The organism is Acidovorax sp. GW835-FHT14G06, assembly GCF_058793595.1.
In genome coordinates this window covers 369316-383134 of the sequence record NZ_JBXAGA010000003.1, presented here as the reverse complement: position 1 = coordinate 383134, position 13819 = coordinate 369316, and the positions used below count along the sequence as shown (strand labels likewise).

At 62.9% G+C, this 13819-nt stretch carries 17 protein-coding genes; 15 read left to right on the top strand and 2 right to left on the bottom strand.

The window, feature by feature from the left end:
• Nucleotides 1-55 precede the first annotated feature (55 nt).
• The 10 genes from hisA (at nucleotide 56) to tatC (ending at nucleotide 6082) form a co-directional block, all read left to right on the top strand.
• Nucleotides 56-796, top strand: coding sequence for a 1-(5-phosphoribosyl)-5-[(5-phosphoribosylamino)methylideneamino]imidazole-4-carboxamide isomerase (hisA, locus tag AC1Q64_RS06965; RefSeq protein ID WP_492250859.1), 741 nt, complete (start codon nucleotides 56-58; stop codon nucleotides 794-796).
• Nucleotides 797-803: 7 nt separating this feature from the next.
• Nucleotides 804-1604: an imidazole glycerol phosphate synthase subunit HisF gene (gene hisF / locus AC1Q64_RS06960; protein ID WP_056747261.1), complete on the top strand. Its 801-nt coding sequence runs from the start codon at nucleotides 804-806 to the stop codon at nucleotides 1602-1604.
• Nucleotides 1605-1728: 124 nt separating this feature from the next.
• Entirely contained in the window at nucleotides 1729-2127 is a 399-nt protein-coding gene (hisI, locus tag AC1Q64_RS06955; protein ID WP_082522382.1) for a phosphoribosyl-AMP cyclohydrolase, read from the top strand.
• Nucleotides 2128-2147: 20 nt separating this feature from the next.
• A complete protein-coding gene (locus AC1Q64_RS06950) occupies nucleotides 2148-2522 on the top strand; it encodes a phosphoribosyl-ATP diphosphatase (protein WP_043566048.1) in 375 nt (124 codons plus the stop codon).
• Nucleotides 2519-2905, top strand: coding sequence for a DUF4870 family protein (locus AC1Q64_RS06945; protein ID WP_060984277.1), 387 nt, complete (start codon nucleotides 2519-2521; stop codon nucleotides 2903-2905). The genes AC1Q64_RS06950 and AC1Q64_RS06945 overlap by 4 nt, the downstream gene beginning before the upstream one ends.
• A complete protein-coding gene (locus tag AC1Q64_RS06940; protein ID WP_492250858.1) occupies nucleotides 2898-3935 on the top strand; it encodes a patatin-like phospholipase family protein in 1038 nt (345 codons plus the stop codon). Before AC1Q64_RS06945 ends, AC1Q64_RS06940 begins: the two co-directional genes overlap by 8 nt.
• A 70-nt stretch (nucleotides 3936-4005) precedes the next feature.
• The gene (locus AC1Q64_RS06935) at nucleotides 4006-4362 is read left to right on the top strand and encodes a histidine triad nucleotide-binding protein (RefSeq protein WP_015012693.1); all 357 of its coding nucleotides are present in this window, start codon (nucleotides 4006-4008) and stop codon (nucleotides 4360-4362) included.
• 106 nt (nucleotides 4363-4468) lie between these two features.
• Nucleotides 4469-4711 carry a Sec-independent protein translocase subunit TatA gene (tatA, locus tag AC1Q64_RS06930; protein ID WP_492250857.1) on the top strand — a complete coding sequence of 81 codons (243 nt, stop codon included), beginning with the start codon at nucleotides 4469-4471 and terminating at the stop codon, nucleotides 4709-4711.
• Nucleotides 4712-4763: 52 nt separating this feature from the next.
• Nucleotides 4764-5228: a Sec-independent protein translocase protein TatB gene (gene tatB, locus AC1Q64_RS06925; RefSeq protein ID WP_056060260.1), complete on the top strand. Its 465-nt coding sequence runs from the start codon at nucleotides 4764-4766 to the stop codon at nucleotides 5226-5228.
• 59 nt (nucleotides 5229-5287) lie between these two features.
• Nucleotides 5288-6082 (top strand): twin-arginine translocase subunit TatC, encoded by a 795-nt coding sequence (tatC, locus tag AC1Q64_RS06920; RefSeq protein ID WP_056060263.1) that lies wholly within the window; start codon nucleotides 5288-5290, stop codon nucleotides 6080-6082.
• A gap of 354 nt (nucleotides 6083-6436) precedes the next feature.
• On the opposite strand, the gene AC1Q64_RS06915 is transcribed toward tatC, so the two are convergent.
• Together AC1Q64_RS06915 and AC1Q64_RS06910 are read right to left on the bottom strand one after the other, a co-directional pair.
• Nucleotides 6437-7585, bottom strand: coding sequence for a Do family serine endopeptidase (locus AC1Q64_RS06915; protein ID WP_492250856.1), 1149 nt, complete (start codon nucleotides 7583-7585; stop codon nucleotides 6437-6439).
• A gap of 29 nt (nucleotides 7586-7614) precedes the next feature.
• Entirely contained in the window at nucleotides 7615-7854 is a 240-nt protein-coding gene (locus tag AC1Q64_RS06910) for a hypothetical protein (protein WP_492250855.1), read from the bottom strand.
• On the opposite strand from AC1Q64_RS06910, the gene AC1Q64_RS06905 reads away from it, so the two are divergent.
• The 5 genes from AC1Q64_RS06905 to pdxA all read left to right on the top strand — a co-directional run bounded on the left by AC1Q64_RS06905 (nucleotide 7853) and on the right by pdxA (nucleotide 13691).
• A complete protein-coding gene (locus AC1Q64_RS06905; RefSeq protein ID WP_291438118.1) occupies nucleotides 7853-8968 on the top strand; it encodes a TRAP transporter substrate-binding protein in 1116 nt (371 codons plus the stop codon). The two genes, AC1Q64_RS06910 and AC1Q64_RS06905, sit on opposite strands and share 2 nt — an antisense overlap.
• Nucleotides 8969-9044: 76 nt before the next feature.
• Nucleotides 9045-9662, top strand: coding sequence for a TRAP transporter small permease subunit (locus tag AC1Q64_RS06900; protein ID WP_492250854.1), 618 nt, complete (start codon nucleotides 9045-9047; stop codon nucleotides 9660-9662).
• Complete coding sequence (locus tag AC1Q64_RS06895) at nucleotides 9662-11620, top strand: TRAP transporter large permease (protein ID WP_492250853.1); 1959 nt, start codon at nucleotides 9662-9664, stop codon at nucleotides 11618-11620. The genes AC1Q64_RS06900 and AC1Q64_RS06895 overlap by 1 nt, the downstream gene beginning before the upstream one ends.
• A 119-nt stretch (nucleotides 11621-11739) precedes the next feature.
• A complete protein-coding gene (locus tag AC1Q64_RS06890; RefSeq protein WP_291438115.1) occupies nucleotides 11740-12537 on the top strand; it encodes a Nif3-like dinuclear metal center hexameric protein in 798 nt (265 codons plus the stop codon).
• A gap of 125 nt (nucleotides 12538-12662) precedes the next feature.
• Complete coding sequence (pdxA, locus tag AC1Q64_RS06885; RefSeq protein WP_492250902.1) at nucleotides 12663-13691, top strand: 4-hydroxythreonine-4-phosphate dehydrogenase PdxA; 1029 nt, start codon at nucleotides 12663-12665, stop codon at nucleotides 13689-13691.
• Nucleotides 13692-13819 lie beyond the last annotated feature (128 nt).

Below are 13819 nucleotides of genomic sequence, written 5' to 3'. Positions count from 1 at the left end.
CCCACCCGTTCGGGCCGAGCTGCGTCTCGCCCTTTTTCACCCGAACTTCACCACCATGCTGCTCATCCCCGCCATCGACCTCAAAGACGGCCACTGCGTACGCCTCAAGCAAGGCGATATGGACCAATCCACCACCTTTGGTGAAGACCCCGCCGCCATGGCGCGCAAATGGGTGGATGCCGGCGCACGCCGCCTGCACCTGGTGGACCTGAACGGTGCGTTTGCGGGCGTGCCCAAGAACTACAGCGCCATCAAGTCCATCCTGAAAGAGGTGGGTGACGACATCCCCGTGCAGTTGGGTGGCGGCATCCGCGACCTGGACACCATCGAGAAATACATCGACGGCGGCCTGCGCTACGTGATCATCGGCACGGCGGCCGTGAAGAACCCCGGCTTCCTCAAAGACGCCTGCAGCGCGTTCGGCGGCCACATCATCGTGGGGCTCGACGCCAAGGAGGGCAAGGTGGCTACCGACGGCTGGAGCAAGCTCACCGGCCACGAGGTCGTGGACCTGGCCAAGAAGTTCGAGGACTGGGGCGTCGAATCCATCATCTACACCGACATCGGCCGCGACGGCATGCTGTCGGGCATCAACATCGACGCCACGGTGAAGCTGGCCCAGGCTTTGAGCATCCCTGTGATCGCCTCGGGAGGCCTGTCCAACATGGCCGACATCGAGCAGCTGTGCGCCGTGGAAGACGAGGGAGTGGAGGGTGTGATCTGCGGCCGCGCCATCTACAGCGGCGATCTGGACTTTGCGGCGGCACAAGCACGTGCCGACGAACTGAACGGCTAAGGACCGCATGCTCGCCAAACGCATCATCCCTTGCCTGGACGTCACCGGAGGCCGTGTGGTCAAGGGCGTCAATTTCGTCGAGCTGCGCGACGCAGGCGACCCGGTCGAAATTGCCGCGCGCTACAACGCGCAGGGCGCTGACGAGCTCACCTTCCTCGATATCACCGCCACCAGCGATGGCCGTGACCTCATCCTGCACATCATCGAGGCCGTGGCCAGCCAGGTGTTCATTCCGCTCACCGTGGGTGGTGGCGTGCGCACTGTGGACGATGTGCGCCGCCTGCTCAATGCCGGCGCGGACAAGACCAGCTTCAACTCGGCCGCCATTGCCAACCCTGAGGTGATCAACGCGGTGTCGGCCAAGTACGGCGCGCAGTGCATCGTGGTGGCCATCGACGCCAAGCGCCGCTCTGCCGAGGACGCCTTGCGCCTGGGTGCCAACGGCCAGCCCGTGGGTGCGGGCTGGGACGTGTACAGCCACGGTGGGCGCAAGAACACCGGCCTGGACGCCATTGCCTGGGCCACCGAGATGGCGCAGCGCGGTGCGGGCGAGATCCTGCTGACCAGCATGGACCGCGACGGCACCAAGGCGGGTTTTGACCTGGAACTGACCCGCGCGGTGAGTGACGCTGTCAGCGTGCCCGTGATCGCCTCGGGCGGTGTGGGCAACCTTGACCACTTGGCCGACGGCATCCAGACCGGCGGCGCCGACGCGGTGCTGGCCGCCAGCATCTTCCACTACGGCGAATACACCGTGGGCCAGGCCAAGCAGCGCATGGCAGAGCGCGGCATCCCCGTGCGGATGTGATCGGCATTTACTCCTGATTTGATAGCTGCAAGCGCATGTAATACTTGCGCTTGTAGTCAAAAACACTTGAAAAGTGCAGGTGCGCGCCCTGGTTGGCACTGGCGCGCCACACGGATCACCGACAATGGCCCCCATGAACTGGCTCAACGAAGTGAAATGGGATGCGCAGGGTCTGGTGCCCGTGATTGCGCAAGAGCAGGGCACGGGCGACGTGCTGATGTTTGCGTGGATGAACCGCGAGGCCCTGGCGAAAACCGCTGAACTGGGCCGCGCCGTGTACTTCAGCCGCTCGCGCAAAAAGCTGTGGTTCAAGGGCGAAGAGTCCGGCCACGTGCAGACGGTGCATGAGATCCGCCTGGACTGCGACAACGACGTGGTGCTGCTCAAGGTCACCCAGCAGGGCCACGAGCCCGGCATCGCCTGCCACACGGGCCGCCACAGCTGCTTTTTCAGCGTGCTCAAGGACGGTGCCTGGCACGCGGTCGATCCGGTCTTGAAAGACCCCGAATCCATCTACAAGTAATGGCAATGGACGACAAGAGCATGAGTTCCCACGATTCCCTGGCGCGCCTGGCCGCCGTCATCGAAAGCCGCAAGCCCGCCAATGGCGGCGACCCGGCCACCAGCTACGTGTCGCGCCTGCTGCACAAGGGGCCCGATGCCTTCCTGAAGAAGATCGGTGAAGAAGCCACCGAGGTGGTCATGGCCGCGAAGGATGTGGACCATGGCGCCGACAAGTCCAAGATCGTCTATGAAGTGGCCGACCTGTGGTTCCACACCATGGTGGCGCTGGCCCATTACGGGCTCACGCCTGCCGATGTGGTGGCCGAGCTGGAGCGCCGCGAAGGCACCAGCGGCATCGAGGAAAAGGCCCTGCGCAAGGTGGCGGAACGCGCTGCCGAAGAAGGCACGCCGTGAGCGACATCATTGACGTGCAGACCAACGACCAGAAGGCCGAGGACCTCAAGGCCATCGGCTGGGTCAGCTATGTGCTGCACCTGATCGTGGCGCTGGGGGCGGTCATCCCGGGCGCGCAGCCCGGCGCTGCGCTGCTGATCGTGGCGCTGGTGATCGACCTGGTGAAAAAGGGCGATGCCGAAGGCACCTGGCAGGCCAACCATTTCTCATGGCGCATCCGCACCGTGATCTGGGCCGGCGTGCTCTACATCGTCACGGCGCCGCTGTGGCTGCTGTTCTTCCTGCCCGGCTGGATCGCCTGGGGCCTGATCTCCATCTGGTTCCTGTACCGCATCGTGCGCGGCATGGTCGCCATGAACAAGAGCCAGACCGTGGATGCATGAAGCAGTCCGTCCCCGCCCGCGTCTGAACCTGGCGCTGCAGGGCGGCGGCTCGCACGGCGCGCTCACCTGGGGCGTGCTGGATGCGCTGCTGGAAGACGGTCAGTGGCAGTTCGACGGTGTCAGTGGCACCAGCGCAGGCGCCATGAACGCGGTGGCCCTGGCGCACGGGTTTGCGCAGGCCGCGCAGCAGCACAAGGACCCCGAAGACGCCCACCTCGCAGGCTGCACCCTGGCCCGCGAGTCGCTCACCCGCCTGTGGGAAGGGGTGGGCGCGCTGGGCAGCCTGACCTGGGGAACGCCGTTGTCTGCCGCCAATCCGCTGGTGGGCATGATGTCGCAGTGGTTCTCGCCCTACCAGACCAATCCGCTGGGGATCAACCCCCTGCGCAAGCTGCTGGAGCGCGAGGTGGATTTCAGCCTGCTGTGCTCCGCCCGCACCGGCGTGGTCGGCCCCAAGGTGTTTGTGTGTGCCACCAATGTGCGCACCGGCCGGGGCGAGATTTTCTTCGGGCCCCGGCTGAGCGCCGATGCGGTGATGGCGTCGGCCTGCCTGCCCATGCTGTTCAAGGCGGTCGAGATCGAGGGAGAGGCCTATTGGGACGGTGGCTATTCGGGCAACCCTGCGCTGCATCCGTTGATCTACCAGACCGACACATCGGACATCCTGCTCGTGCAGATCAACCCCGTGGAGCATCTGGACGTGCCCAGCAGCGCCTCCGAGATCATGGAGCGCATGAACGAAGTCACCTTCAACGCCAGCCTGCTGGCCGAGCTGCGTGCCATCGAGTTCGTTCGCCGCCTGCTCGCCGAGGGCAAGCTCGACGCCCGCCGCTACAAGAGCGTGCGCATGCACCGCATCGACGGCGGCTCGGTGCTGGCACCCTTCGGCGCCGACAGCAAGATGCGCGCAGACCTGTCGTTTGTGCGCCAGCTTTTTGCGCTGGGCCGCACAGCGGGGCAGGACTGGCTGCATGCGCACCGCAAGGACGTGGGCGTGCGCCCCAGCATCAAGATCGCTGACAATGCCTAGCTCAGGCGCGAAGTGTCCTTAGCGTTCTTCCGCGCCTGCAAAACTGATTCCCTTTGCGCCGATCCCTCCCATGCACGATCCGAACTGCCTTTTCTGCAAAATCATCGCGGGCCAGATTCCTTCGAAGAAGGTTTATGAGGACGAAGAAATCTTCGCCTTCCACGACATTCACCCGTGGGCACCAGTGCATTTCCTGATGGTGCCCAAGCTGCATATCCCTTCCATGGCACAGGTCACCCCGGAGCACGCCGGGGTGCTAGGGCGCATGATGGCGCTGGCGCCCAAGCTGGCACTGGAGCAGGGCTGCAACCCGTACCCGGATGGTGGCTTTCGCGTCGTGGTAAACACGGGGCTTGAAGGTGGGCAGGAAATCCACCACCTCCATATCCACGTGATGGGCGGTCCCCGTCCGTGGCTCAAAGGCTGAACCAGGCTGACGATCGTGCCAGATGGAGTTGTGCCGGCATGCCCCGGCACTGAACTCTTGTCACGCCCCCCGTCTAAAATGATTGCAATTCGTTAGGAGATATTTCATGGGCTCTTTTTCCATCTGGCACTGGCTGATCGTGCTGTTGATCGTTGTGATGGTGTTTGGTACCAAGAAGCTCAAGAACATGGGCTCTGACCTGGGGGGCGCCGTCAAGGGCTTCAAGGACGGCATGAAGGACGGCTCTTCGGACTCCGCAGCTGCTGCCACGCCACCCGCTGGCCAGGTGGCCAACAGCCAGGCCGCCGACAAGACCACCATCGATGTCGAAGCCAAGCAAAAGAGCTGAGCTGGTGTTGCTGACCTGCAGCCTTTGCCTTCCTCGCACGGGCGCCTGATCCATGATTGATATTGGTCTGTCCAAAATGGCGTTGATCGGCGCCGTGGCGTTGATCGTCATCGGCCCCGAGAAGCTGCCCCGTGTGGCCCGTACCGTCGGCACCTTGCTTGGCAAGGCGCAGCGCTATGTGTCCGACGTGAAAGCGGAGGTCAACCGGTCCATGGAGCTTGATGAGCTCAAGAAGATGAAGGACACGGTGGAGAACGCCGCGCGCGACGTGCACAACACCATCCAGACCAGCGCCAGCGAGTTCGAGAAAGACTGGACCGATGCCATCGATTCCAGCAACAACGCCGACCTGCGGGAGCAGGCGGCCGTGGTGCCTGCCTACAAGCACCCCGGCAAGAACTGGCGCCTCAAGCGTGGTGCGGTGCCCCAGTGGTACAAGGCCCGCAGTGGTGTGCGCACCAAGGCACAGTCTGGCGCAGCCCGCGTAGCACGTTACCGCCCCCAAAAATTCCACTGACGCAGCCTGCGGCGCCCCGTGCGCTGCATGGGCGGCCCTGACGCCCACGAAAACCCACCATGTCCGAAACCCCCACCAAAGAAGACGAACTGGCCGGCACCGAGCAGCCGTTCGTACAGCACCTCATGGAGCTGCGCGACCGCCTGGTCAAGGCCATGATCGCCATCGCCATTGCGGCAGCGATCCTGTTCTTCTTCCCGGGTCCCGGCGCGTTGTATGACTTTCTGGCCGCCCCTCTGGTAGCCCACCTGCCCAAGGGGGCCACGCTGATCGCCACTTCGGTGATTTCGCCGTTCATGGTGCCGCTCAAGATCTTGCTGATGTCGGCGTTCCTGCTCGCGCTGCCCTTTGTGCTTTGGCAGATCTGGGCTTTTGTGGCGCCCGGTCTGTATTCGCACGAGAAAAAGCTGGTGCTGCCGCTGGTGGTGTCCAGCACGCTGCTGTTCTTCATCGGGGTGGCGTTTTGCTACTACCTGGTGTTTGGCCAGGTGTTCGCGTTCATTCAGAGCTTTGCTCCCAAGAGCATCACGGCCGCGCCTGACATCGAGGCCTACCTGAGTTTTGTGCTGTCCATGTTCCTGGCGTTCGGCATGGCGTTTGAAGTGCCGATTGCCGTGGTGGTGCTGGCCCGCATGGGCATCGTGAGCGTGCAAAAGCTGCGCGAGTTTCGCGGCTATTTCATCGTGCTGGCCTTCGTGGTGGCCGCCGTCGTGACACCGCCCGATGTGGTGTCGCAGCTGTCGCTGGCCGTGCCCATGTGCCTGCTGTACGAGGTGGGCATCTGGGCCGCGCAGATCTTTATCAAGCACACCCAGGCGCCCGAAGAGCCCGGGGAATCCGCTTCCGCATCCTGACCTGCCATCCCCGCAGGCTGGTGGGGTTGCGTTGGGGGTGATGCACAGATCGCGTCCGTGGGGCTCCACCTGGGCGATGAGACAGAAAAAACAATAAAAATAGCTGCAAGCGCTAGTGCGATATGCGCTGGCAGCTATGTTTTTTATAGTGATATGAGGACTGCAGCCCGTCAGAGGAAGGGACACTCCTCACCCACATCTGGCCCCTTCCGGCTGGCCTGTTCTTCACCCCGGCTTGGCCGTGCCAGAGGGGCCCCAAAGCCGACGACCTTCGCCTGCTTCGCCCCCAATCGGCAGTGGTGACGGCTTGTACCCGCCTGGCGATGACCGCGTAGAGCCGGGCTCGCTGAAGGCTCAGCGCCTCACATTGCGCTGAGGTCGGGGGCGTACGCCCGGGTTGATGCTCAGTTCGACCCGCTTGTCGGCCCGCTGCACATCGAACGCCGCAGCCTGGCCCGGCTTGAGTGCCGCCACGGCTGTCAGCAGCTGTGACACATTGCTCACGGTCTTTCCATCCACCTGCACGATCACGTCACCGGGCCGCATGCCGGCCTGTGCGGCGGGGCCGTCCTGCAGCACGCCGGTGATGATCACGCCCTCGGTGGCCTTTTTCACGCCAAAGGTTTCTGCCAGTTCGGGCGACAGCTCATTGGGCTCGACGCCAATCCAGCCGCGTGTGACCTGGCCGTCCTTGACGATGCCGTCCAGCACCATGCGGGCTGTGGAGACCGGAATGGCAAACCCGATGCCCATGCTGCCACCCGAGCGCGAGTAGATCGCGGTGTTGATGCCCATGAGGTTGCCGTTCACATCCACCAGCGCACCGCCCGAATTGCCAGGGTTGATGGCAGCGTCAGTCTGGATGAAGTTTTCAAACGTGTTGATGCCCAGCTGACTGCGGCCCAGTGCGCTCACGATGCCGCTGGTCACGGTCTGCCCCACGCCGAAGGGGTTGCCAATGGCCAGTACCTGGTCGCCCACGTCCAGTGCGTCGGAGTTGCCAAGGACGATGACGGGCAGCTTGTCCAATTCGATCTTGAGGATGGCCAGGTCAGTGTCGGGGTCGGTGCCGATCACACGCGCACGGGCGCGGCGGCTGTCGGTGAGGGTGACTTCGATCTCGTCAGCACCTTCCACCACGTGGTTGTTGGTCAGGATGTAGCCATCGGGGCTGACGATCACGCCGCTGCCCAGACCCGCCTGCGCCTGACTGCCCTGGTCGCCAAAGAAGAACTGGAACCAGGGGTCGTTGCTGCGCGGGTGGCGCACTTCCTTGCTGGTGTTGATGCTGACCACGGCTGGCGCGGCCTTGCGCGCTGCGCTGCTGAAGCTGCCCGCTGCGGGCTGCGACGGGGGTGTGGCGGGCGCCTCCAGCAGCGCAATGCCCGCCCCGGAGCGTGTGGTACCCCGGCCCAGCCATTCGGGCTGGAGCGTGGCGACAACAAAGTAGGCCGCAACGAGGACCGTCACGGACTGGGAAAAGAGGAGCCAAATGCGCTTCATGGTGTCTTGGGGTGACTGAGGGGAAGGACTCAGAGAGGAACGGTTGCCGTGTTGGGCAGCTCGCCAACGATTGTCGCTGAACCGCCGTCCCAGCCGTGCGCCGGTGGAAAACTGGCTGCGGAGTGATATTTGGTGGCTGTGAATTTTTTTTCACGGTCTTTGCAGGTTTCGTCATGGATCGGATGGTGGAAACCCTGTAGGGCTGGCTGCCGCCATGCCGACAATGAAATTGCAACAAAAGATTGCATCAACATCACGGAGACATTCATGACGCATAGCAACACCCCACGCCGTCGCAGCCTGCTCAAAGGCGCCGCCGTCGCTGCAGGCGCATTGAGCGCGCCCATGGTCGCCACCGCGCAGACAACGAGTCTGCGCTTTCAGAGCACCTGGCCGGCCAAGGACATCTTCCACGAGTACGCACAGGATTTCGCGAAGAAGGTGAACGACATGGCGGGCGGGCGCCTCAAGATTGAGGTGTTGCCAGCTGGGGCGGTGGTGCCTGCGTTCCAGTTGCTCGAAGCCGTAGGCAAGGGCACGCTCGACGGCGGCCACGGTGTGGTCGCCTACCACTATGGCAAGAACTCTGCGCTGGCGCTGTGGGGCTCCGGCCCGGCTTTTGGCATGGACCCGAACATGGTGCTGGCATGGCACAACTACGGCGGTGGCAAGGCGTTGCTGGAAGAGATCTACAAGAGCCTGAACCTGGACGTGGTTTCGTACCTGTATGGCCCCATGCCCTCGCAGCCGTTTGGCTGGTTCAAAAAACCCATCGCCAAGGTCGAAGACATGAAGGGCGTGAAGTTCCGCACCGTGGGGTTGGCGGTCGACATGTACACCGAGATGGGGGCGGCGGTGAACCCTCTGCCTGGCGGCGAAATCGTTCCTGCGCTGGATCGGGGGCTGATTGACGGGGCTGAGTTCAACAACGCGTCTTCCGACCGGGTCCTTGGCTTTCCCGATGTGGTCAAGAACTGCATGCTGCAAAGTTTTCACCAAAGTGGCGAGCAGTTCGAAATCCTGTTCAACAAGGGCAAGCTCAACGCCTTGCCTGCCGAACTCAAGGCGATCGTCGATTACGCCGTGCAGGCGGCCAGTGCAGACATGAGCTGGAAGGCCATTGAGCGCAATTCAAAGGACTACGACGAACTCAAGAAGCAGGGCGTCAAGTTCTACAAGACCCCCGATGCCATCCTGCGTGCCCAGCTGGCGGCCTGGGACAAGATCATTGTCAAGAAGGGCGACGAGAACCCGCTGTTCAAGAAGATCCTGGAGTCGCAAAAGGCTTTTGCCCAGCGTGCAGGGCAATGGCAGAACGATTACATGGTGGACTTCAAGATGGCCTACAACCATTACTTTGGCAAGGGGGCCAAGAAGGCATAGGCCATTGCAGTGCATCTAGGGCGCCTACAGGCAGCAGCCTTCAGGCGCCTTTTTTCTGTCCCGAAATAAGTAAGCCATGCAAAAACTACTACTCACCATCGACCGGATATCTACCTGGTTTGGCAAGGCCTGCGCCTGGAGTGTGGTCGGCCTCACGCTGCTGATCACCTGGGAGGTTTTCTCACGCTACGTCCTCAACAAACCCCATGCCTGGGTGCTGGATGCCCAGATCATGCTGTACGGCGTGCTGTTCATGACCGCGGGCGCCTACACGCTGGCCAAGAGCGGCCACGTGCGCGGTGACGTGCTCTACGGTTTCTTCTCGCCGCGCACGCAGGCCTGGGTCGATCTGGTGCTGTACATCCTGTTCTTTCTGCCCGGCATCATTGCGCTGACCTATGCGGGCTGGTTCTTTTTTCAGGATTCGCTCGCCATGCGTGAACAGACGTTCAATGCGGACCCGTTGCCGGTGTACCCGTTCAAGTTTGTGGTTCCCCTGGCAGGAGCATTTTTGCTGCTTCAAGGAGTGGTGGAAATCATCCGCTGCGTGATCTGTATTCGTACTGGGGCGTGGCCGAATCGTGAGGAGGATGTCGAAGAGGTCGATGTGGACAAGCTCAAGCAGATGGTGCATGTCAAAGACGCCGATATCGAAGCGCTGGACCGCCTCGTTCCGCAGAAAGGTGGCCAGTGATGAAGATTCGCAAAGAGCTGTATTTCGGCTTCACCCTGATGGGACTGATCGTCATCGCGGCCCTCGCGATGGTGTTCAGTGTGGACAAGATGACCAACGGCCATTACGGCCTGCTCATGCTGTCGCTGGTGGTGGTGGCCATCATGCTGGGCTTTCCAACGGCCTTCACGCTCATGGGGATGGGCATCCTGTTCGCGTTTTTTGCCTACCATTCCGGCGACCAGACGGCGGCCGGGGCGCTCAAGCAGACGCTTGACCTGATGGTGCAGCGCGCGTTCTCGGTCATGGGCAACGACGTGCTGATTTCGATCCCGCTGTTCGTGTTCATGGGGTACCTTGTTGAACGCGCCAACCTGATAGAAAAGCTGTTCCATAGCCTGCATCTCGCACTGGCGCGTGTGCCCGGGTCGCTGGGCGTCGCTACGCTCGTGACCTGCGCGGTGTTCGCCACCGCCACAGGCATCGTCGGCGCTGTGGTCACGCTCATGGGGTTGCTGGCGCTGCCGCAGATGTTGCGGGCTGGTTATGACGTGCGCCTGTCTGCTGGCGCAATCACAGCGGGGGGGTGCCTGGGCATTCTGATTCCCCCTTCGGTACTGCTGATCGTCTATGGCGCCACCGCTGGAGTGTCGGTGGTGCAGTTGTATGCGGGGGCGTTCTTCCCCGGCATCATGCTGGCAGGCCTGTACATCGTTTACGTGATTATCATGGCCAAAATCAGGCCTGACTGGGCGCCGCCGCTCACCCCTGAGCAACGTGCGGTCCCGCTGCCTGCTGGCCTCAAGTCCATTGGTGCCTCGTCCGACGGCTGGGCCCTGGGTAGCTTGGTCAGTGCATTGAAGGGGTCTCGTAACCGGGGCGTCTCCACCCGCTATCTGCTCGGTCAGCTGGGCATCGCATTGCTGCCCGCCATCCTGTTTGCCGTGGTCGCAGTGGCAAGTTACCAGAACGCGACCCGCGTGGTGGTGGAGGAGGCCTACACCGAATTGCAGGCCATGGGTTCGGGCGCCAATGAAGACACATCGTCTGGCGCAGGTCTGGCAGAGCCAGAAGGCTCTGGCCTGGCTGAACCCCCTGTGGCTGACGCGGTAACCGAACCCCCAGGGGCCGAGTCTGCGGCACAGAACACTACGGGCTCTGTGGCAGAGCCTCCCGCTGCTGCAAGCAATGCGGCCCCGGCTGCTGGGGAGGCTGCCACCGCCAAACCCGCATCCACCGGTTTCTGGATCGGGCTGGGTATTGGCGCGCTGGCCCTGGCTGTCTTCTATGCCATCCTGACCTATGCCCGGCTGGAAGTGTTCAAGATGCTTTTGTCCAGCTTCTTCCCGCTACTGGTGCTGATCCTTGCGGTGTTGGGTTCCATCGTGTTTGGGCTGGCCACCCCCACCGAGGCTGCTGCGGTGGGAGCGTTTGGCGGATTCGTGTTGGCGGCTGCCTACCGGCAGCTCACATTCGGGGTGGTCAAGGAGTCGGTGTTCCTGACCGCCAAGACCAGTGCCATGGTGTGCTGGCTGTTCGTGGGCTCTGCGATCTTCTCGGCCGCGTTTGCGCTGCTGGGCGGTCAAGAGCTGGTCGAGCAGTGGGTGCTGAGCATGAACCTCACCAAGACCCAGTTCCTGGTACTGTCGCAGGTCATCATCTTCATCCTGGGCTGGCCACTCGAGTGGACCGAGATCATCGTGATCTTCATGCCCATATTCATCCCTTTGCTCGACAACTTTGGGGTGGACCCCTTGTTCTTTGGCTTGCTGGTGGCGCTGAACCTGCAGACTGCCTTCTTGAGCCCACCGGTGGCCATGAGTGCTTTTTACCTGAAGGGCGTGGCTCCCAAGCACGTGACGCTCAACCAGATTTTTGCGGGCATGTTGCCTTTCATGGGTATCCAGGTGCTGGCGATCATCCTGCTGTACATGTTCCCCGGCATTGGCTTGTGGCTGCCTGAGGTGCTCTACAAGTAAGCGCGTTTCGCAACGAGCGTGCGCGCGGCAGTCCAACGGCCGTGTGCGACCATCACTCAAGGCGCTCTGGTAGCGCCTTGTTTTTTTGGGGCCACTGCGCGTCCGACCACAATAGGGGTATGACTTCCAACCGCAACGACCCTGATCCTGTCTCCCGGAACGCATTGCACGAGGCGTTCAACGCACTGTTGCAGCCCCATCTGTTCAAAGACTACGGCCCCAACGGCCTGCAGGTCGAGGGCAAGGCCGAGATCCGGCGTGTGGTCAGCGGCGTCACCGCCAGCCGCGCGTTGATTGAAGCCGCCATTGCCGCGCAGGCCGACGCCATTTTTGTGCACCATGGCCTGTTCTGGCGCGGGCAGGACGGCCGTGTGACCGGCTGGATGAAGCAGCGGCTGCAGCTGCTGCTGGCACACGACATCAACCTGTTTGCCTACCACCTGCCGCTCGATGCCCATGCCGAGTTGGGTAACAACGCGCAGCTGGGGCGCGTGCTGGGCTTGGCAGCCGATGCGCGGTTTGGCGAGCAGAACCTGGGCTTTGCAGCGCCTGCGGCGTTTGAAAATGTCCAGGCCCTGGCCGACCATGTCGCCAACGCGCTGAGGCGCCCTGTGACGCTGGTGCCGCCAAGCGATGCTGGTGGTGTGGCTGCTGTGCAGCGCCCCGTGCGTCGCGTGGCATGGTGCACGGGCGGTGCGCAAGGATATTTCGAGTCGGCCATCGCCGCAGGGGCTGACGTTTTCATCACTGGCGAAATCTCCGAGCCCCAGGCGCATCTGGCGCGCGAGATGGGTGTGGGTTTCATTGCGGCCGGGCACCATGCCACCGAGCGCTATGGCGCGCCTGCGGTGGCGGCCCATGTGGCAGGGCTGTGGGGGCTGAGCCACCAGTTCATCGAAATCGACAATCCCGCGTAACCCACCGCACCCCGCTGTACTGCTGTCAGCTGACGTAGGTTGCTCACATATTCATAGCTGGTAGCGCATGGATAACTAGCGCTACCGGCACATTCGGCCTTAAACCCGTAAAGCCCATGCAATCCATGCAACCCATTGCCATCACCCAGGGTGACCCTGCCGGAATCGGCCCCGAGATTGTGGCCAAGGCCTTTCGCGATGCGCCTGACCAGCTACGCCACTGCTTTGTGGCCGGTAACGTGGCCACTTTGCGGCGCGCTGCGGAAGTCATTGCGCGCCCCGGCATGCCCAGTTTGCCTGTGGCGCAGATCCACTCACCGGGCGAGGCAGTGGGTATGCCCCCCCGTTGTATGCCCGTGTTTCCATTGCCTGGTATCCCTGGCCCTCAGCCCTGGGGTCAGATCAGTGCAGCGGCGGGCCGTGCTGCGGCCGACAGCGTGGTCTGGGCGGCGCGTGCAGCCCTGCGTGGGGAAATTGCGGCACTGGTGACGGCCCCGTTGCACAAGGAGGCGCTGTCGGCGGCGGGGGTGGATTTCCCGGGGCACACGGAGCTTTTGCAGGCAGAGGCCGCCGCGCACCAGGGCGTGCCGCTGGACCGGATGCCGGTGCGCATGATGCTGGCGAATGACGAACTGCGCACCGTGCTCGTCAGCATTCACGTGTCGCTGCGCGATGCCATTGCGGCGGTGACGGAGGACAACGTGCTGCAGACGCTGCGCATCACCCACACCGCGCTGCAGCGCAGCCTGGGCCGTGTGCCCCGCATGGGTGTGGCAGGGTTGAACCCCCATGCGGGCGAGGGCGGTCTGTTCGGCCGCGAGGAGCTGGAGGTGATCTCCCCGGCCATCGCAGCGGCGTATGCGCAGGGGCTGGATGTGCACGGCCCGTTTGCACCGGACACGGTGTTCATGCGCGCGCGCAGCACCCCGCAGCGCGCAGGCGAGTTTGACGTGGTTATCGCGATGTACCACGACCAGGGCTTGATTCCGGTGAAGTACCTGGGGGTGGAAAAGGGCGTGAACGTGACCCTGGGCCTGCCGCTGGTGCGTACCAGCCCGGACCATGGCACAGCGTTTGACATTGCTGGGAAAGGCATTGCAGATGCTTCCAGCCTGGTCGAGGCGGTGCGAATGGCGCGTGCGCTGTGTGGATGAGGTGGCGGCTGCAGCCTTGAAACCAAGCGCTGATCGATATCAAATGAATCGTTCAAACATGAGCGCCAGGCTGGTGGCTCAGTCGTGCGAGCAGGCGGCACAAAAACCGACGCCACCGGCGGCTGGCA